This is a genomic window from Microbispora hainanensis (genome assembly GCF_006874475.1).
Classification (GTDB): domain Bacteria; phylum Actinomycetota; class Actinomycetes; order Streptosporangiales; family Streptosporangiaceae; genus Microbispora; species Microbispora hainanensis.
On record NZ_VIRM01000009.1, the window covers coordinates 170,145 to 188,243 of the forward strand.

Annotated in this window: 17 protein-coding genes and 1 pseudogene; 9 read left to right on the forward strand and 9 right to left on the reverse strand. The window is 72.3% G+C overall.

All coding sequences use genetic code 11. From position 1 onward, the window contains the following. The first annotated feature begins 74 nt into the window (after positions 1–74). Together FLX08_RS10420 and FLX08_RS10425 are read left to right on the forward strand one after the other, a co-directional pair. On the forward strand, positions 75–1,601 hold the full coding sequence (locus FLX08_RS10420; RefSeq protein ID WP_142618268.1) for a glycosyltransferase family 39 protein: 1,527 nt from the start codon (positions 75–77) through the stop codon (positions 1,599–1,601). A gap of 49 nt (positions 1,602–1,650) precedes the next feature. Next, positions 1,651–3,177, forward strand: a complete 1,527-nt coding sequence (locus FLX08_RS10425; protein ID WP_142618270.1) for an ATP-dependent DNA ligase — start codon at positions 1,651–1,653, stop codon at positions 3,175–3,177. Positions 3,178–3,196: 19 nt separating this feature from the next. Here FLX08_RS10425 and FLX08_RS10430 read toward each other — a convergent pair whose 3' ends face one another. Continuing rightward, positions 3,197–3,742: a DUF1707 and DUF4870 domain-containing protein gene (locus FLX08_RS10430; RefSeq protein WP_142618272.1), complete on the reverse strand. Its 546-nt coding sequence runs from the start codon at positions 3,740–3,742 to the stop codon at positions 3,197–3,199. A 200-nt stretch (positions 3,743–3,942) separates the two neighbouring features. On the opposite strand from FLX08_RS10430, the gene FLX08_RS10435 reads away from it, so the two are divergent. Beyond that, positions 3,943–4,293 carry a hypothetical protein gene (locus FLX08_RS10435; RefSeq protein ID WP_142618274.1) on the forward strand — a complete coding sequence of 117 codons (351 nt, stop codon included), beginning with the start codon at positions 3,943–3,945 and terminating at the stop codon, positions 4,291–4,293. Here FLX08_RS10435 and FLX08_RS10440 read toward each other — a convergent pair. Continuing rightward, positions 4,272–5,408, reverse strand: a complete 1,137-nt coding sequence (locus FLX08_RS10440) for a DUF4192 domain-containing protein (protein WP_142618276.1) — start codon at positions 5,406–5,408, stop codon at positions 4,272–4,274. The genes FLX08_RS10435 and FLX08_RS10440 overlap by 22 nt on opposite strands. 219 nt (positions 5,409–5,627) lie before the next feature. Here FLX08_RS10440 and FLX08_RS10445 point away from each other — a divergent pair, with 219 nt between their 5' ends. After that, positions 5,628–7,220 (forward strand): ABC-F family ATP-binding cassette domain-containing protein, encoded by a 1,593-nt coding sequence (locus FLX08_RS10445; RefSeq protein WP_142618278.1) that lies wholly within the window; start codon positions 5,628–5,630, stop codon positions 7,218–7,220. Here the strand turns inward: FLX08_RS10445 and FLX08_RS10450 are convergent. Further along, positions 7,193–8,032: an EI24 domain-containing protein gene (locus FLX08_RS10450; protein ID WP_142618280.1), complete on the reverse strand. Its 840-nt coding sequence runs from the start codon at positions 8,030–8,032 to the stop codon at positions 7,193–7,195. The genes FLX08_RS10445 and FLX08_RS10450 overlap by 28 nt on opposite strands. Before the next feature lie 10 nt (positions 8,033–8,042). Beyond that, positions 8,043–8,630, reverse strand: coding sequence for a Maf family protein (locus FLX08_RS10455; protein ID WP_142618282.1), 588 nt, complete (start codon positions 8,628–8,630; stop codon positions 8,043–8,045). 62 nt (positions 8,631–8,692) lie between these two features. Between FLX08_RS10455 and FLX08_RS10460 the strand changes: the two genes are divergently transcribed. Next, a complete protein-coding gene (locus FLX08_RS10460; RefSeq protein WP_142618284.1) occupies positions 8,693–10,558 on the forward strand; it encodes a CASTOR/POLLUX-related putative ion channel in 1,866 nt (621 codons plus the stop codon). A gap of 147 nt (positions 10,559–10,705) precedes the next feature. On the opposite strand, the gene FLX08_RS10465 is transcribed toward FLX08_RS10460, so the two are convergent. The 3 genes from FLX08_RS10465 to FLX08_RS10475 all read right to left on the reverse strand — a co-directional run bounded on the left by FLX08_RS10465 (position 10,706) and on the right by FLX08_RS10475 (position 13,789). Then, on the reverse strand, positions 10,706–11,623 hold the full coding sequence (locus FLX08_RS10465; protein WP_142618286.1) for a hypothetical protein: 918 nt from the start codon (positions 11,621–11,623) through the stop codon (positions 10,706–10,708). A 136-nt stretch (positions 11,624–11,759) separates the two neighbouring features. Beyond that, entirely contained in the window at positions 11,760–12,518 is a 759-nt protein-coding gene (locus FLX08_RS10470; RefSeq protein WP_244312533.1) for a peptidyl-tRNA hydrolase, read from the reverse strand. Further along, positions 12,515–13,789 carry an MFS transporter gene (locus tag FLX08_RS10475; protein WP_142618290.1) on the reverse strand — a complete coding sequence of 425 codons (1,275 nt, stop codon included), beginning with the start codon at positions 13,787–13,789 and terminating at the stop codon, positions 12,515–12,517. Before FLX08_RS10475 ends, FLX08_RS10470 begins: the two co-directional genes overlap by 4 nt. A 108-nt stretch (positions 13,790–13,897) precedes the next feature. Between FLX08_RS10475 and FLX08_RS10480 the strand changes: the two genes are divergently transcribed. After that, positions 13,898–14,872, forward strand: coding sequence for a GlxA family transcriptional regulator (locus FLX08_RS10480; protein WP_341874321.1), 975 nt, complete (start codon positions 13,898–13,900; stop codon positions 14,870–14,872). A gap of 1 nt (position 14,873) precedes the next feature. Here FLX08_RS10480 and FLX08_RS10485 read toward each other — a convergent pair whose 3' ends face one another. Continuing rightward, positions 14,874–15,083: a DUF6203 family protein gene (locus tag FLX08_RS10485; protein ID WP_142618294.1), complete on the reverse strand. Its 210-nt coding sequence runs from the start codon at positions 15,081–15,083 to the stop codon at positions 14,874–14,876. Between the two features lie 45 nt (positions 15,084–15,128). After that, positions 15,129–15,836 carry an SDR family oxidoreductase gene (locus FLX08_RS10490; RefSeq protein WP_142618296.1) on the reverse strand — a complete coding sequence of 236 codons (708 nt, stop codon included), beginning with the start codon at positions 15,834–15,836 and terminating at the stop codon, positions 15,129–15,131. A 118-nt stretch (positions 15,837–15,954) separates the two neighbouring features. Between FLX08_RS10490 and FLX08_RS10495 the strand changes: the two genes are divergently transcribed. From FLX08_RS10495 to FLX08_RS10505, 3 genes and pseudogenes are all read left to right on the forward strand, one after another. Beyond that, positions 15,955–16,407: a winged helix-turn-helix transcriptional regulator gene (locus FLX08_RS10495; protein WP_142618298.1), complete on the forward strand. Its 453-nt coding sequence runs from the start codon at positions 15,955–15,957 to the stop codon at positions 16,405–16,407. A 22-nt stretch (positions 16,408–16,429) separates the two neighbouring features. Then, complete coding sequence (locus FLX08_RS10500) at positions 16,430–17,128, forward strand: HAD family hydrolase (protein ID WP_142618300.1); 699 nt, start codon at positions 16,430–16,432, stop codon at positions 17,126–17,128. 251 nt (positions 17,129–17,379) lie between these two features. Further along, a pseudogene (locus FLX08_RS10505) lies at positions 17,380–18,099 on the forward strand (hypothetical protein); the annotation flags it as partial.

Sequence of the window (18,099 nt, forward strand, 5' to 3'; positions counted from 1 at the left end):
CTCGATCGGGGTTCCTCCCCTCACGGCCGCCCGCGGGGCGGCCCCCCGCGAACGCCGGCTTCCGGGAGACCGGCGTGACCGCGGACGGCAAGGTGACCGGCGGCACGCCGGCACAGGACGACACCGAGGGGGCGTCCCCCGGTGGGGGCGGCCGTACGGGCGCTCCGCTCGCCGCGACACCCCGGGCCGTTCCCGCGATCGCCGCCGTGACCGTGGCCGTGCTGCTCGCGGTGAGCCCGTGGTATGGCTATCACCGCGACGAGCTGTACTTCCGCATGCTGGGCGAGCGGCCGCGGCTCGGATATTTCGACACCCCGCCGCTGACGCCGATGATCGCCCGGCTGTCCACGACGGCCTTCGGTGACACGGTCGTCGCGCTGCGGATCGTTCCCGCCCTGTGCGCCGGGGCTCTCGTCGTGCTCGTCGCGCTGGCCGCCCGGGAGCTGGGCGGCGGCCGTACGGCCCAGATCCTCGCCGCGGCCGGGACGGCCACCTCCGTGCTGCCGCTGCTGGCCGGTCACTCGCTGCTGACCCTCACCCCCGACCTCGTGCTGTGGAGCGCGGTCACGCTGTGCCTGCTCCGGGTGCTGCTCAGAGGTGACGGGCGCTACTGGCTCTGGGCGGGAGCGCTGTCCGGCATCGCTTCGTACAACCGCGATCTGATCGTGGTGCTGCTGGGCACCGTCGGCCTGGGCATACTCGCGGCGGGCCCGCGCGAGGTGCTGCGGGACAGGCGGCTGTGGGCCGGCGCCCTCCTGGCCCTGGTGATCGCCTCGCCCAACCTGATCTATCAGGTGACGCACGACTGGCCGCAGTTCCAGATGGCCGACGCGCTGCGTGCCGACGAGGGCGCGGACAACCGGGCGGCCTTCGTCCCCCTGCAGATCGTGCTGCTCGGGCCCGTGCAGGCGGTGATCTGCGTGGCCGGCTGGCTGCGGCTGTGGCGGAACCGCCGGGTGCGTTCGCTCGCCATCGCCTACCCCGTGGCCTGCGCGCTGTTCCTCTTCTCGGGGGGCCGCCCCGACTACACCGGCGCGTTCCTGCTCTACCTGTTCGCGGCCGGTTGCGTCACGGCGGCCGGATGGCGGTGGAGACGGACGCTGGTCGCGGCGCTGGCTGTGGACGCCGTGGTGGCGGTGGTCGTGGCGCTGCCGGTCATCCCGGCGGCGTCGCTCGGCGGAACACCGGTCGCCGCCATCAACGAGGTGGCCCGTGAGTCGGTGGGCATGCGCGATGTGGCGGCGCAGACGGCCCGGGTCGTGAACGGCCTGCCCGCCGGCGAGCGCGCCGGTGCGGTGCTGCTCACGGGGAACTACGGCGAGGCCGGCGCGCTGCGCCGCTACGCGGGCGAGTTCGGGCTGCCGGCGGTCTACAGCGGCCACAACGAGCTGTGGTGGTGGGGACCCCCGCCGGAGGGGACGCGGGTGGTCGTAGCCGTCGGCCTTCCGCCCGGCGAGCTCGCCACCGCCTTCGCCCGCTGTGCTCCGGGAGGCAGGCTGAGCGGGATGCCCGGCGAGGAGGACGGCGTGCCGATCACGGTCTGCCACGACCCCGTACGCCCCTGGCACGAGCTGTGGCCGTCCACCCGCCACTACAGTTAGCCGCCCCCCGGCCTGGGCACCTGGCGCTGTGGTGAGGCAGGATTACGGTGTGTTGCTGATCGACCTTGCGCGGACGTCCGCGGCCGTCGCCGCGGACTCGGCTCGGCTCGCCAAGATCAGGCACCTCGCCGAGCTGCTCGGCAGGGTGGGACCGGACGAGGCCGAGATCGCCATCGCCTACCTGTCGGGTGAGCTGCCACAGCGCCAGATCGGGGTGGGCTGGCGGAGCCTGTCGGACCTCCCCGAGCCGCGTCAGATCGCCACGGCGACCCTGACGCAGGTCGACGCGCTGCTCGAACGCATCAAGTCGCAGTCGGGCACCGGTTCGCAGGCCGCGCGCCGTGAGCTGCTCGGCGAGCTGTTCGGCGCCCTCACCCGGCAGGAGCAGTCGTTCCTGCACCGGCTGCTGACCGGCGAGCTGCGCCAGGGAGCGCTCAACGGCGTGATGATCGAGGCGATCGCCATGGCCGCGAACGTGCCCGCGGCCGAGGTGCGCCGGGCCCTGACCCTGCGCGGCTCGCTGCCCGCCGTCGGCGCGGCCGCGCTGCGCGGCGGCGTCGCGGAGCTGAAGGCGTTCCATCTGGAGGTCGGGCGCGCGGTGGCGCCGATGCTCGCGCAGAGCGCGCCCAGCGTGACCGCCGCTCTGGAGAAGGCCGGCGCGCCCGCCGCCGTCGAGTGGAAGCTCGACGGCGTGCGGGTCCAGGCCCACCGCTCCGGCGACCGCGTCTCGGTCTTCACCCGCACGCTCGACGACATCACCGCGCAGGTCCCCGAGCTGGTCGAGGCCGTGCTCGGCCTGCCCGGGACCGATCTCGTGCTCGACGGCGAGGTCATCGCGCTGCGCCCGGACGGCCGTCCCGAGCCGTTCCAGGTCACCTCGGGCCGGGTGGCCAGCAGGACCGACGTGGCGTCGCTGCGCGCGACCGTGCCGCTGACCGTCTTCTTCTTCGACGCCCTGCGCGTGGGCGGCGCCGACCTGCTCGACCTGCCGGACGAGGAGCGGCACGCCGCGCTGGAGGCCGCGGTGCCGGCCGAGCTGATCACCCCCCGGCTCGTCACCGCGGACGCCGAGGAGGCCGGGGCGTTCTTCCGCGACGCCCTACGGCGGGGCCACGAGGGCGTCGTGGTGAAGTCGCTGCGCACGCCCTACGCCGCGGGCCGGCGCGGGGCCGGCTGGGTCAAGGTGAAGCCGCGGCACACCCTCGACCTGGTCGTGCTGGCCGCCGAGTGGGGCAACGGCCGGCGCCGGGGCTGGCTGTCCAACCTGCACCTCGGCGCCTACGACCCGGAGAGCGGCGGGTTCGTGATGCTCGGCAAGACGTTCAAGGGTCTCACCGACGAGCTGCTGACCTGGCAGACCGAGCAGTTCCTGCGGCTGGCGGACGGACCGGCCGACGGCTACGTCGTCACGCTCAAGCCCGCGCTGGTCGTGGAGATCGCCTTCGACGGCGTGCAGCGGTCGAGCCGTTACCCCGGCGGCATGGCGCTGCGGTTCGCCCGGGTGCTGCGCTACCGGCCCGACAAGCGCCCGGAGGAGGCCGACACCGTGGCCGCGGTCCGCGCGCTCATGCCCTGACCGGCAGCGGCCTCCCGAGCTACTTGATCAGGCGGATGGTCAGCGGGTAGCGGAACTCGGTGGCGGCGAGCGCCGACACCCCGCCGACGACGCACAGCACCAGTCCGACGACCCAGATGACCGGCACCAGGACGAGGCCCACGACGGTGAACGGCAGCAGGACCGTCGCGCCCAGCATGGTGAGGTGGAAGTTGAGCGATTCCACCGCGTGCTTCCTGATGTAGGGGGACGTCCGCCCCGCGGTCACCATCATCAGCAGCGGGCCGATGATGAACAGCCCCAGCAGGCCGAACAGGTGCGAGGCCGCCGCCCCGACCCGGTCTCCCCCGTCCGGAGCCGCGGCCCTGGGCTGGTAGACCGGCGGCCGGGGGACGTACGCCGGACGCGTGCCGTACAGGTCGTTCATGATGGGCAGGAGATCGGCGTGCGTGCGCGCCGTCATCGCGAGGTGCAGCCGCTCGTCCATCTCGTGCTTGTCAAGCCTGCCCTCGGCGTAGGCCGCTTTGACGTGCTCGACCACCTGTTCGCGGTCCTGGTTGTTGACACGCAGCTGAGGGTGCGGCATGGGGGCGCGACCCGGCCACGGTGGTGTCGCTGTCGCGGGCATCACGGCATCGCCTTCCGTCGATCGACTGCTCGGCTTTCTTCGAGTCTGCCTCCATCTTGTTCCGCGTACGCGCCCCGCGGCATCAGGGACATCCCCTACATCGCCCCGAGACCGTTCGCTTAACGCCATCGTGATACAAGGCGATGTATACAAGCACTATGAGATGGCGAGATCGCTACGGGCTCCGGCGCCGCCGGGGCGCCCGCGTGGCCAGGTTCGACCGCGAGGCGACCGACGCCGACATCGAGGCCCTCATCGAGTTCGCCAAGACCCGGCGCGGAGTCGAGTTCTACGTCGAGCCCGAGACCTTCGCGACCGACACCACCGCCGTGGCCGTGGCTCACGACGGGGAGTGGACGCGCCGCCGCGTCGGGGCACCCTCGGTTATCGCCAAGGTCGCCAGGGATCTCGCCCTTCCCGTATACGACGTGCAGCTCACCGGTTATCCCGCCCGGATGCGCGCGTACAACGAACGCCGGCGGCAGGCTCAGGAAGACGACGCGCTCTGACGGCCGCCCGGAGCCGATGCGGGTGCCGACGCGGAGGCCGACGCGGAGGCCGACGCGGAGGCCGGACCGGGTAAGTCCCGGGCCAGCAGCGCGCGCAGCGGCGCGAGCCAGATCGCCCGGGGAGGACCCATCTCCTCGTCGAGCTCCTCCGGCGTCGGCATGCGGTCGCGCAGCATGGCGGGAGACATCATGTGCACCAGTGCCTGCCGGAGCAGGAGCGCCATCGAATAGCCGGGGTCGGCGGTGAGCGCCCGCTCCAGCGCCATGCCCGCGAGCGCGCACTCCCCCCGATGCCAGGCGGCGGCCGCCAGCAGTGAGGCCGCGGGCGCGACGTGGCCGGGCTCCAGCCGGCGCGTGAGGTCGCGCCACAGCGCGATGTGCGCGGCACGGTCGTCGATCAACGCCCACGCCTCGTCGCGCACCCGGACCACGGCGAGGTCGAGCCCGAGCCGGGCGGCCCCCTCGTCGTCCAGCCTGCGCCCCGAGCCGTAGAGGCCGACGGCCCCGCGCACCCGCGCCAGCCCCTCGGCCACGAATCGCGCGGCCACTTCGTCCGCGTCCGGTGCCCCGGGCTCGGGCAGCGCCCGCAGCTCGGCCATGACGCGGGCGGTGACCTGCCGCATCGCCGCTCCGCCGCACCGCTGGACCGAGCGCCGCAGGCTGCCCCGGTCGGGCAGGGCGACCAGCCCGTGGAGCACGGCCTCGGCGGCGACCTGGCTGCGCTCGGTGTCGTACGGCGTGCCCTCCGCGGGACAGCAGCTCGAGCTGCCGCAGGCATAGGACCAGTAGCGCCCGTCTTCGGCCCGGAGGCTCTCGGCCACCCGGATGCCCCCGGCACGCAGCAGCCGGGTCACCGTGTCGACGGCGGGGGTCACCAGGGCGCCCGGGCCGTACCCGACGACGAAGGCGGCGGTCACCGCCTCGCGGCACAGCAGCGCGACCAGCCGGTCGAGGTCCTCTGAGGCGACCGGCAGGTCCCAGCGTGTGGTCAGCCGCACGTCCGGCCCGGCGACACCGGCCACGACGAGGCTGTCGGCGGGGTGGAAGCCGACGAGGTAGGGCACGGCGGCGAGGATGTCCGCCGGCGAGGAGAGCACGAGCTTCGGGATCGTCATGGCCGCAAGCCTCGCCCGGCGGCCACCCGCCCGTACGGCCGGAACGCCGCTCTGGGGATATCCCACCGCCTGTGGAAAACCCGGCACCCGGAAAAGCGCTGGAACCGGGTGAAGCGCACGATCTACACTCGGCGCCATGTCCACGCCCCGGATCTCTTAGCTCCGACACACGCTTTCACGCCACCCGTGTGTCCTTGAGCTGTTCCGGAGCGTCACCCAATGATCACCCTTCGCGGTGTCGACGTGCGCGTCGGCGCCCGTCTCCTGCTGTCGGACGTCACCGCCCACGTCGCCCCCGGCGACCGCGTCGGCCTGGTCGGCCGCAACGGTGCGGGCAAGACCACCCTGCTGAAGACCCTGGCCGGCGAACTGCAGCCGGCCGCGGGCACCATTACCCGCATCGGCGAGGTCGGCTATCTCCCGCAGGATCCCGCGGCGGCCGATCCGTCCCTGTCCGTCACCGCCCGCATCCTGTCGGCCCGCGGCCTCGACGAGGCCGAGCGGGCGCTGCGCGCCGCCGAGGCCGCCATGAGCGACCCCGCCGGGCAGGAGCGGGCGATGCGGCGCTACGTCAGGGCCGAGGCGGAGTTCGAGGCCCGCGGCGGATATGCCGCGCAGGCCGAGGCCGCCCGCATCACCGCCGGGCTCGGCCTGCCCGACCGGGTCATGACCCAGCCGGTCGGCACCCTGTCGGGCGGGCAGCGCCGCCGGGTCGAGCTCGCCCGCATCCTGTTCGGCGGGCAGGGCACGCTGCTGCTCGACGAGCCCACCAACCACCTCGACGCCGACTCCGTGGCCTGGCTGCGGTCGTTCCTCGCGAGCCGCACCGGCGGGCTGGTCCTGATCAGCCACGACACCGCCCTGCTCGACGACACCGTGAACAGGATCTGGCGCCTCGACGCCGACCGGGCCGCGCTGGAGGTGCACAACACCGGCTGGCGCACCTATCTGGCCGACCGCGACGCCGTCGAACGCGGGCGTGCCCGGCAACGGGCGGTCGCCGAGCGCAAGGCCGCCGCACTGCACGCCCAGGCCGACAGGATGCGCGCCGGCAAGGCGACGGCCGTACGGGCCAAGGAGATGGCACGCCGGGCCGACCGCATGCTGGCCGCGGTGGAGCCAGGCCGCCGCGCCGAGAAGGTGGCCCGCATCCGGCTGCCCGAGCCCGCCCCCTGCGGCCGCACCCCGCTCGGGGCGATCAGCCTGACCAAGGCGTACGGCGACCTGCGGGTGCTGACCGGCGTGGACCTGGCCGTGGACCGGGGCGCCCGGCTCGTCGTGCTCGGCCTCAACGGCGCGGGCAAGACCACGCTGCTGCGGATCCTGGCCGGGCGGGAACGCCCCGACTCGGGCCGCGTGGTGCACGGTCCCGGTCTGCGGCTGGGCTACTTCGCACAGGAGCACGACACTCTCGACCCGGCCCGCACCGTCGCCGAGAACCTCACCGCCGCCGCGCCGCACCTGGGCGACGGCGAGGTGCGGCGGATCCTCGGCTCGTTCCTGTTCGGCGGCGACGACGCGGGCAAGCCCGCGGGCGTGCTGTCGGGCGGCGAGAAGACCCGGCTGGCGCTCGCCACCCTGGTGAGCTCGCAGGCCAACGTGCTGCTGCTCGACGAGCCCACCAACAACCTCGATCCGGTGTCACGCGACGAGGTGCTGGCGGCGGTCGCCTCCTATCAGGGCGCCGTCGTGATGGTCACCCATGACGAGAAGGCCGTGGAGGCCCTGCGCCCCGACCGCGTCCTGCTGCTGCCGGACGGGGTCGAGGACATGTGGAACTCCGGCTACGCAGGTCTCGTGTCCCTGGCCTGACCGCCCGGAGCCTGCCGTCCCGGGACGTGACTTCCCGGGACGGTCCCCGGCGCCAGCCGCATGCGGACGAGCATGGCGGCGCCGGCGACCGCGCCGGGCATCACGACCACGATGACGAGCGGCACCATGAACGCCACGAAGAGCGGCACGCCGAAGCCCAGCGAGGCCGACATGTGCGAACGGAGCAGGACGAAACGCTCCTTGCGCCGCAGACCCCGGCGTTCCATCGCCAAGGCGGTCAGTTCGACCGTGAGGAAGAACCCGGAGACGAACGCCCCCACGACGGGCACCACGGTCTGCCCGACAACCGGCACGAAACCGAGCACGAACAGCGGCACGGAGAACAGCAGGACCCACCAGAGCGTGACGAGGCTGTCGCGGATCGACCGGAACAGGGACGCCCAGAACGGCAGGTCGCCCCCGTCGGGGAGCCCGCCCAGGTCCTCCTCGACCTGCTCCGAGAGCTTCTCGTAGAAGGGGTCGCCGATCACCAGCGTGACGGCGGTGAACGTCAGCACGGCGAGCGCGAGACCCGCCACGAAGATCACCAAGCCGACCAGCGTGCGGAACGTGTCACGCCAGCCCCAGTCGTCCGCGAACGGCGTCGCCCAGGCCGCCACGTCGGTGGCGTGCGTGCCCAGCCAGACCAGCGCCAGGACGTACAGCACGAGCGCGATCAGGGCCGGGATCAGCCCGAACAGCCACCAGCGGGGATGCCGGGCGACCCAGGCAAGACCACGCAGGCAGAAACCGACTCCTTCGGCGAAACCGCCGACGCCACGCCGTACGGCGGGCCGCCCGATGCCACTCATGGCGGGCAGGCTAGCGCCACAAGGTCGTCACCGGCACGCCCAAAGCGGCGAAAAGGCGGCGGAGCAGGGGAAGCGAGATGCCGAGCACGTTGCCGTGGTCGCCCTCGATGCCCTCCACGAACCAGCCGCCCAGGCCGTCGAGCGTGAACGCCCCCGCCACGCGCAGCGGCTCGCCGCTGGCGACGTACGCCTCGATCTCCTCGTCGGACGGCGTGCCGAACCGCACGACGGTCGCCGCCACCTCCGACACCCTCCGGCCCCCGGCGACGTCCACCACGCAGTGCCCGGTCAGCAGCCGGCCGGTCCTGCCCCGCATCGTCTGCCAGCGGCGCACCGCCTCCTCCGGCGTCCCCGGCTTGCCGTACGCGACGCCGTCGAGTTCGAGCACCGAGTCGCAGCCGATCACGATGCCGGCGGTGAGCGTCCGGGAGACGGCGTCCGCCTTGGCCACGGCCAGTTCGAGGCACAGCTCCTCGGGGGTGCCGGCCGTGATCGCGTCTTCGTCGACACCGCTGACGATCACCTTGGGATCGAGCCCGGCCGCCTGCAGCACACCGAGGCGGGCGGGTGAGGCCGAGGCCAGGACCAGTTCAGTCACACGTTTCAGCCTAGTCGCTTCTACTATGTCTGGCGTTTACTGATCACTAGCGAAGGATGCCGGTGTCGAAGGCCACGATCAAAGAGCGTGCGCGTTACTGGTTCGACAACACCATGGCCAGGGGCACGGCCGCCCTCATCGGCTGGCTGGCCCTGGTTTCGCTGGCACTCATCGTGGCGGTCAGCGGGCTGACGATGTGGCTGACCCCGGACGAGGCGCTCCGGCACGACGGCTGGCCGGGGGTGCTGTGGCTGTCGCTCATGCACGCGCTGAGTCCGAGCAAGGTCGCGGGCGACACCGGCACGGCGCCCTTCCTCGCCCTCATGCTGGCCGCGTCCCTCGGCGGCATCTTCATCGTCAGCATCCTCGTGGGCGTGCTGTCCGCCGGGCTGCGCGGCAAGATCGAGGAGCTGCGCAAGGGCCGCTCGCGCGTCATCGAGAGGGGCCACACGGTCATCCTCGGCTGGTCGGAGCAGCTCTACACGATCGTCTCCGAGCTCTCGAAGGCGCACGCCAGCCAGCACGGCTCGGTCATCGCGATCCTGGCCGACAAGGACAAGCCGGCCATGGAGGACGCCATCAGGGCCCGGGTGGGCGACACGGGCAAGACGCGCCTGGTGTGCCGCACCGGCCGGCCCACCGAGCCGACCGACCTCGACCTGCTGAGCCTGAACACCGCGCGGACGATCGTCGTGCTGTCCCCCGAGAAGGAGGACCCGGACGCGCACGTCATCAAGACCCTGCTCGCGCTGGCCAAGCGGGCGGGCGAGCATCCTCCTGTGGTCGCCGCCATCGCCTCCTCGCGCAACATGGCCGCCGCCCGCCTGGCCGGAGGGCCCGGCGTCCACCTGGTCGACAGCGACGACATCGCCGCGCGGCTGATCGTGCAGTCGTCCCGGCAGTCCGGCGTGTCCGTCGTCTGCATGGACCTGCTGAACTTCGACGGCGGTGAGATCTACCTGCGCCGCGATCCCTCCCTCGCCGGCAGGTCGTACGGCCAGGCCCTCGACGCGTACGCCACCGCGACCGTCCTCGGCCTGCGCACGCCCGGCGGTGTGGTGCTCAACCCGCCGCCGGACACGGCGATCGGGACGTCCGACGAGATCGTCGTGCTCGCCCAGGACGACTCGCTCATCCGCCTGGCGAACGGAACGGCTCCCGTGGACGAACGGCACATCGTCCCCGCGACGGCCCTGGCGCCGGCCCCCGAGCGGACCCTGATGCTCGGCTGGAACGGCCGGGCCGCGAGGATCGTCCACTACCTCGACGGCTACGTGACCCCCGGATCGGTGCTCGACGTCGCCGGCGACCACCCCGCCGCCGGCACCGGGCTGGAGGGCCTGCGCAACCTGACGGTGAACGTCAAGGAGTGCGACGCCACCGACAGATACGCCCTGGAGTCCCTCGGCGTCGGCGTCTACCAGCACGTCATAGTGCTCTCCGACGACCGGATCGACCCGCACCACGCCGACACCCGCACCCTGATGACGCTGCTGCAGTTACGCGACATGCAGGCGACCCTCGGGGAGAAATACTCGATCGTGAGCGAGATGCACGACGAGAACAACCGGGCTCTCGCCGAGGTCACCGAGGCCGACGACATCGTGATCAGCGACACCGTCATCGGCCTGCTGCTCGCGCAGCTCGCCGAGAACCCCCACCTCGCCGAGGTCTTCGGCCACCTCTTCGACTCCGCGGGTTCTGAGGTCTATCCCCGGCCCGTTGAGAACTACGTGACGACCGGCGAGCCCGTCGCCTTCCGCACGATCGTGGAGTCGGCCCTGCGGCGCGGCGAGACCGCGATCGGTTACCGCGTGGCGGCGAAGTCCGGGGAGCCGCCCCACTACGGCGTCGTGCTCAACCCGGGCCGGTCCCGGCCGGTGACCTTCACGGCGGGCGACTCCGTGATCGTCCTCGCCGAGAACTAGTCCTCGCCGACCGCGCCGGGATCGGTCGAACACCGGCCCGGCCCGGCTGCGCTCAGCGGGCAGCGCTCAGCGGGCGGGGGCAGCGGTGTGACGAGCCGGGTTCCCGGAGACGGGGGCCGGGCTCGCCCGTGTTCCGTCCGAGCCGGGTCAGAGCGCCTTGACGGACGACATCACCTTGTTGATGTCGTGCCAGCGCTTCTTCTGGCTGTCGGGGATCGTGACGAACACGACGGCGGGCTTCTTCTCCGGCACGTCCACGAGGGCCAGGGCCGCGGCGGAGACCCGCTTCTTGCCCTCGAGCGTGTAGTGCACGGTGTAGCCGAGCAGCCAGCCCTGCTGCTTGCCCGCCTTGATGGGCTGGGAGGCCGTCCAGGTGATCGTCGCGCCCGAGGGGTGGTGGTTCAGCGTCCACCGGGCGGCCAGGAAGGCGGTGTCGCGCAGCGTCTTCTGCTCGGGGATCGGCACGGGGCAGGAGACCAGCATCCCGCGGTACGACGCGCCCTTGACCTTGGGCAGCAACTGGCGGGAGGCGAACGGCGCGGGCGTGGCCAGCGCCCATGACGCGGCGAAGCGGGGCAGGGCGACGCCGGAGCGCCGGTCCTTGATCAGGCCGTGCGTGGAGGCCGACCGGCCGGGCAGGCTGCGGAGCCGGTGGGCCTTCTTCGGCAGCGCGGGGACGCGGGGGTCCGTGAGGGCCGCCGCCAGCGCGACATCGGCATCGGCCGCGCCCTCACCGTCTGCACCGTCCTCACCGTCCGCGCTGGCCGTACTGGGCGTCGTGCTCGCCCCAGCACTGGACAGCGGACTGAGACCGGGCGTGGCCGCCGCGCCCGCGGCCGGTGCCGCGGCGGCGCTCGACGCGGACGAGGCCGATATGACCGAGGGGACGGCGACGGCCGCGGAGTTCTGTGGCGCGGCGGTCGCGGGGTCGTCCCGGTTCAGCAGCACGACGGTCGCGCCCGCGCCCAGGACGACGACTCCCGCGGCGACCGCGATCGCCCTGTAGACCACCCGCATCGGCAGGTCTCCGAGCCCCTTGGACGAGCTCGCCGGTGGCGCAGCCACAGGGACCGTGATCTTCGGTAATGGAGTGGTCTCGGCCTCGGCCGCTACATAAGAAGGAACGGCCTTCGTCCCATTGTCCCCAGGTGACACGAACGGGAGCGTACGGCATATCCCGATATTTCGGGCGCGTTCCCCATCACACTTCGGGAACGCCGACCCGCAGCCACGGAGCGTCCGCCACGACCGTCGCGGAGCCCGGCGCGATCTCCGTGAACCCGGCGTCCCTGACCACCGGCAGCCCGCTCGTGGCCAGTGCGTTCCACCTGGCCGGGTCGGCCGTCCTGACCCGTACGGCGAAGCCGCGCTCGCGCCAGACCGCCCGATCCGCCTCGCCCGCGCCCCACCAGGCGAACTGGGCGCCATGGCCCGCCTGGGCCATCGCCTTGCCCGCGGTCATCTCCAGCCCGGGGTTGATCCAGAGCACCACGTCGCCCGGACCCGGCTCAGGCGGGGCGGCGTCGTCGGTCAGCTCGGTGCCCGACACCTGGAGCCGGGCGAGGTCGCGCGGCCAGTCGTCGAGCGGCACGGGAGGATGCACCCGCACCTCGGCCGTGCGGACGGCGACGGTGATGCCGGGCAGCGCGAGCGCCCGCCGCCACTCGGCGCCGCGGGCCCGCCTGACCACCTTCCTGATCCGCCCGTCCTGCCACTCGGCGACCGCGTCGGACCAGGCGTCTGCGTCCCCAGCGGAGTTCTCGCCCCGGTTCTCGGCCCGGTTTTCGGCCCGGTTTTCGGCACGGTTCTCGGCACGGTTCTCGGCACGGTTCTCGGCACGGTTCTCGGCACGGTCCAGCAGGCACACCACAGCCGTCGCCGCCGCCTCCAGCGCGTCGGTGCGCTGCGGCGGCGCGGCCCGTTCGATGCGTACGACCAGGGGAAGAACGCGTTCGGTCACCCGACAAGGATCGCAGCTTCGCGGCCATCCCGGACACGCGTGACGATATGGGACGACATGAACGCGGCGAGCAGGCACAGCACGCCCGCGCCGTACCACGCCAGGTCGTAGTTCCCCAGATGATCGCGGGTGATCCCGGCCGCGGTGGCGACGACGGCCGCGCCGATCTGGTGGGAGGCGAAGACCCAGCCGAAGACCACCGCACCGTCCGTGCCGAAGATCTTCCGGCACAGCGCGACGGTCGGCGGCACGGTGGCGACCCAGTCGAGGCCGTAGAAGACGATGAAGACCAGCATGCTCGGCTCGGCCGTGGCGGCGAACAGCTGCGGCAGGACCAGCAGCGACAGCCCGCGCAGCGCGTAGTAGACGGCGAGCAGGAGCCGCGGGTCCACCCGGTCGCTCAGCCAGCCGGAGAAGACGGTGCCGGCGATGTCGAAGACCCCGATCACGGCCAGCAGCGAGGCAGCGGTGGTCTCCGGCATGCCGTGATCGTGGGCGGCCGGGATGAAGTGGGTGCCCACCAGGCCGTTCGTGCTCGCCCCGCAGATGGCGAAGCCGGCGGCGAGATACCAGAAGTGCCGGGTGCGGGCGGCGTCGCGCAGCACGCGGACGGCCCGCGCGGCGGCGCCCCCGTCCGGCGTACGCACTGCCGGCGTGCGTACGACCGGCTCGGTCGCACCCAGCGCCGTCAGGCCGATCTCCTCGGGGGTGTCCCTGAGCAGGAACCACACGAGGGGCACGACGGCGAGCGCGGCCGCCGCCACGGTGAGCGAGGCCCACCGCCACCCCTGCATCTCCGTCAGGTGCGCGAGCACCGGCAGAAAGATCAGCTGCCCGGTCGCGCCGCCGGCCGTCAGCACGCCGGTGACCAGGCCGCGGTGCCGTACGAACCAGCGGTCGGTCAGCGTGGCGGCGAAGACGAGCGCCATCGAGCCGGTGCCGAGCCCCACCAGGACGCCCCACAGCGCGATGAGCTGCCAGCTCGCGGTCATGAACACGGTCAGGCCGCTGCCGGCCGCCACCAGCAGCAGGGCGCAGGCGACGACGCGGCGCATGCCGAAGCGGTCCATGAGCGCCGCCGCGAACGGCGCGCACAGCCCGTACAGCATGAGGTTCACCGAGACCGCGAGCGAGATCGTGCCCCTCGACCAGCCGAAGGCGTCCTCCAGCGGCGTGATCAGCACACCCGGCGTGGCGCGGAACCCGGCCGCCCCGATGATCGCGACGAAGGCGACGGCGGCGACGATCCACGCACGATGCAGCGACTTCATGGCGAGCATCCTCCCGTCGTGCCCGCTTTCGCGAAAAGTGGCCGGGAGGTCAACATGTGAAAGAATCGGGCCATGTCCCCAACCGTGCCCCCAACCGTGCCCCCAACCGTGCCCCCAACCGTGCATCGCGTCGCCGTACTGGCCTTGGACGACTTCGCCACGCTCGACCTGGGCGTCCCCGGGCAGGTGTTCTGGGCCGCCTGCGACCCCGGCCCGCTCTACGAGGTGGTCACCTGCAGCCCGGGCGGCCGCCCGGTGCGGAGCCAGGCGGGCTACAGCGTTGTCCCCGACCACGATCTGAGCGTGCTCGCGACGGCCGACACGGTGGTGGTTCCGGGCATCCACAGCGGGACCCCGCTGGAGGACGGCACGCTCGACGAGGAGGTGCGCGCGGCGCTGTGGGACGTCGCCGGGCGCGCCCGGCTCATCTCGATCTGCACCGGCGCCTTCGTGCTGGCCGCCACCGGACTGCTGGACGGGCGGCCGGCCACCACCCACTGGCGCAACGCCGCGGAGTTCAGCGCGTTGTTCCCCCGCGTGCTGCTCGACCCCGACGTGCTGTTCATCGACGACGGCGACGTGCTCACCTCGGCCGGCGTGGCGGCGGGCATCGACCTGTGCCTGCACGTCATCCGGCGCGACCACGGCAGCGAGGTGGCCAACCGCACCGCCCGCCGGTGCGTCACCCCGCCGTTCCGGGAGGGCGGGCAGGCCCAGTACATCGAGCGCCCGCTCCCCGATCCCGTCGGGACCACTACCGCGCCCACCCGGGCGTGGATGCTCGAAAACCTGGAGGAGCCGGTCAACCTGGCCGCCCTGGCCGCGCACGCCCGCATGAGCGTGCGGACGTTCACCCGCAGGTTCCGTGAGGAGACCGGCCTCAGCCCGGCCAGGTGGCTCGCCGGGCAGCGGATCGCGCACGCCCGGCACCTGCTGGAGACCACCGACCTGCCGGTCGACGCGATCGCCAGGAAGGCCGGGTTCGGCAGCGCGGTCTCGCTCCGCCAGCACCTCCACGCCGCCGTCGGGGTCTCCCCCCTGGTCTACCGCCAGACGTTCCGTACGCCCGCGGTGCTCGGCTGACTCACCGGCGGTCGCTCGCGGCGGGGCCGCGCCGGGCGTACGGGTCGCCCGAGCGGCGTCCGGGCTCGCGAGGCACCGGGGAGCTCGCGGGGTGCTGCCGCCTGCGGGCCCGGCGCTTGCGCAGGAACAGCCAGCCGAGGCCGAGCACGACCATCCCGATCGGCGTACGCGCCAGCCAGCGGGTGACGACGAGCTGCAGGATCCTCTTCATGACACCCGCCCCTACCCGGCACGGGTGTGATCATGTGCCCGCCGTTCAGGACGCCAGCTGCGGATAGAGTCCGGCCACGTCGCCGGACAGCAGGGACCGCACGTGGCGGCTCACGTCGTCGGCGATCACCTCGAAGGCTCCCTGCTCGATCCCCTCAAGGGCCTGGGCGGCGACGTCCGCCGGGTCGACCTTCGGTCCTTCGACGTGGGCGGCCATGTCGGTGTCCATGTATCCGACGTGCAGCGCCGTGACGAGCGTGCCCTGCTCCTTCAGTTCGAGGCGGAGACTGTTGGTGAGCTGCAGCGCGGCCGCCTTGGCCGCGGAGTAGGCGGCCACCCGCGGGGAGACGGCGACCCACGACAGCACCGACAGCACGTTGAGGATCGCGCCGCCCCCGTTTCGGCCCAGGATCGGGGCGAATTCACGAGCCATGGCGAGTGTGCCGAAGTAGTGCGTCTCCATCTCCAGGCGGATGTCGTCGAGCGCACCGGTGAGGGCCGGCGAGCCCGTGGAGACTCCGGCGTTGTTGATCAGGAGATCCACGTCGGGGGCATGCCCGGCGGCGGCCCTGACGGACGCGGGGTCGGTGATGTCCAGGGCGAGCGGCACCACGCCCGGCAGGCCGACCGTCTCCGGCCTGCGCGCCGCGGCGTACACCTTGGCGGCGCCACGCTCCAGCAGCGCGGCTGCGAACCGGCGTCCCAGTCCGCGGTTCGCGCCCGTGACCAGCGCGACCGATCCCTCGATCTTCATTTCTGTCTCCATCTCTCGACGACTTCGCGTCCACGCTAGACGGCTGACTTTAGATTTGCAAGTCAGCATCCTCGGGCTAGCCTGGATCCCACAGGCGACGAAGCGAGCGAGGCGCGTGATGACGACCACCGAACTGCCCGACTCGATGACGTGCTCCATCGAGCGTGCGGTGACCCTCCTCGGAGAGCGGTGGACGCCGCTGATCCTGCGGGAGCTGCACTCGGGAGTCGTCCGCTTCGCGGACATCCAGCAGCGCCTGGGGATCGCCACCAATCTGCTGACCACCCGGCTGGCGACGCTCGCCTCCGCGGGCGTGGTCGAGAAGCGGCCCTACCGCGACACCGGCGCCCGCACCCGGTACGAGTACCACCTGACCGACGCGGGCCGCGACGCGCTCCTGATCCTCGGCGCGCTGCAGCAGTGGGGGGACCGCCACGCGCCCCATCTCACGGGACCGACGGTGGAACGCCTCGATCGGCGGACCGGGGCACGGCTGGACGTGTCGTTCACCGACCCCGAGGGCCGCGCCGTCCCGCTGGACGCGGTCGCCTTCGTACGCACCGGCACGTGACCGGCCGTACGATGGAGCGGGCATGTCCGGCGCCTATCGGGCTCTGACCTTCGACGGCGACGGCACTCTCTGGAACTTCGAGAGCGCGATGAGCCTCGCACTTGAGGACGCCGCCCGCCTGCTTCGCGCGTCGGGGATCGGCAGGCCGGACGGGCCGGTGACCGCGCGATGGTTGCGCGAAGTGCGTGATGCGGTCGCCCGCCTCGACGCCTACCGCGGTCAGAGCATGGAGAAGATCAGGCTGGCGTCCTTCGAGGCGGCCCTGACGCACTGCGGCCACGCCGATCCGAAGCTGGCGCGCGACGTCTACGACGTTTACATGCGAGCCCGCTGGGGGCGGCTACATGCCTACGACGACGTGCCGGGCAGTCTGGCGGCTCTGCGATCGCGCTATCGCCTCACCCTCGTCACCAACGGGAACACCCACCCTCACCGCGTAGGGCTGGACGGTCTCTTCGAGACGGTGGTGGTCGCCGCCGAGTGCGGATTGCACAAGCCGGATCCCGAAATCTATCGCTTCACGGTGGATCGGCTGCGTCTCGATGCGTACGAGGTCCTCCACGTGGGCGACGACCCCGTCGAGGACGTCATCGCCGGTCGAAGGGCCGGATTGGACACCGCCTGGATCAACCGCGACGGCCGCGAATGGACCCACGACGAAACGCCATCCATGGCGGTCGCGGATTTGCGCGAGCTCGTCCTGCGCCTCACGGGCCAGTAACCAGGCGGAATCTCGAACACTTTCCGAGCAGCGCCGTCGCCGTTTTCTGGGCTTTCGGCGCTTGCTGGGTAGTGTCTTCCGCGCTTTCTGAGCGGCCCCCCTTCGCCGCCTCTTTGGGCATCTCCTCCGGCGGCCGGCACGCCCTTTTGGGGTTGACCTGAGGCTCCAACCCTTCGCTTCGCGCGGTTGCGACACGCTCACGCAGTGTGAGAGAATGCATACATCAGTTCGAATCAAGCGAGGGGGGTGTGATGGATCTGTTCGACATCGATCCTGAGCGCCTTCGTCATTCGAACGATGCTGATGACGGCTGGTGGGACCGTCTGATCGCCAATTCGCCGCTGTGGTCGTCCGACGGCTCATCCGCCCGGGCCCCCTTCCCGATCATCGGCCTTGATGACCGGCAGCCCGGCGCCGCAAGCACGGACGCCCCAGGCACGGACGCCCCAGGCACGGACGCCCCAGGCACGGACGCCCCGGGCGTGGATGCCGCCGGTGGGGCTGTCGACGGCGCAGATGCCACCTGCACCAATGCCGACGGCGCGGATAGCGACGGCGCGAACGCCGCCCGTGGAGCTGCCGCCAGTGCGAATGCCGCTGGCATGGACGGCTCCGGCATGAACGGCGCTGGCACGGGTGCTTCCGGCGTGGGGGGCCTGGGCCGTGGTCGGGGTCGTGTGCGGACGTCGTGGGTGGTGGTGGGGTCTGTTCGTGAGGTGGCGCAGGAGCTGGCGCTGGTCCCGCTTCCCGACGATGTGGACACTTGTCTGGCTGAGGCGGAGGAGTTGCTGTTCGCCCGCGACCGGATCACCTGCGCCCTGGCCGACCGGGTAGGCCGGGTCCATCGAGCAGGGCAGGCCAAGCAGCACGGGCATGCCTCCACCCGCTCCTGGCTGCGCACCGCCGCCGGGATGACGGTGGGGGGTGCGGGCCGCCTGCTGATGCTGGGCGCGGAGCTGCCGCGCCTCCCT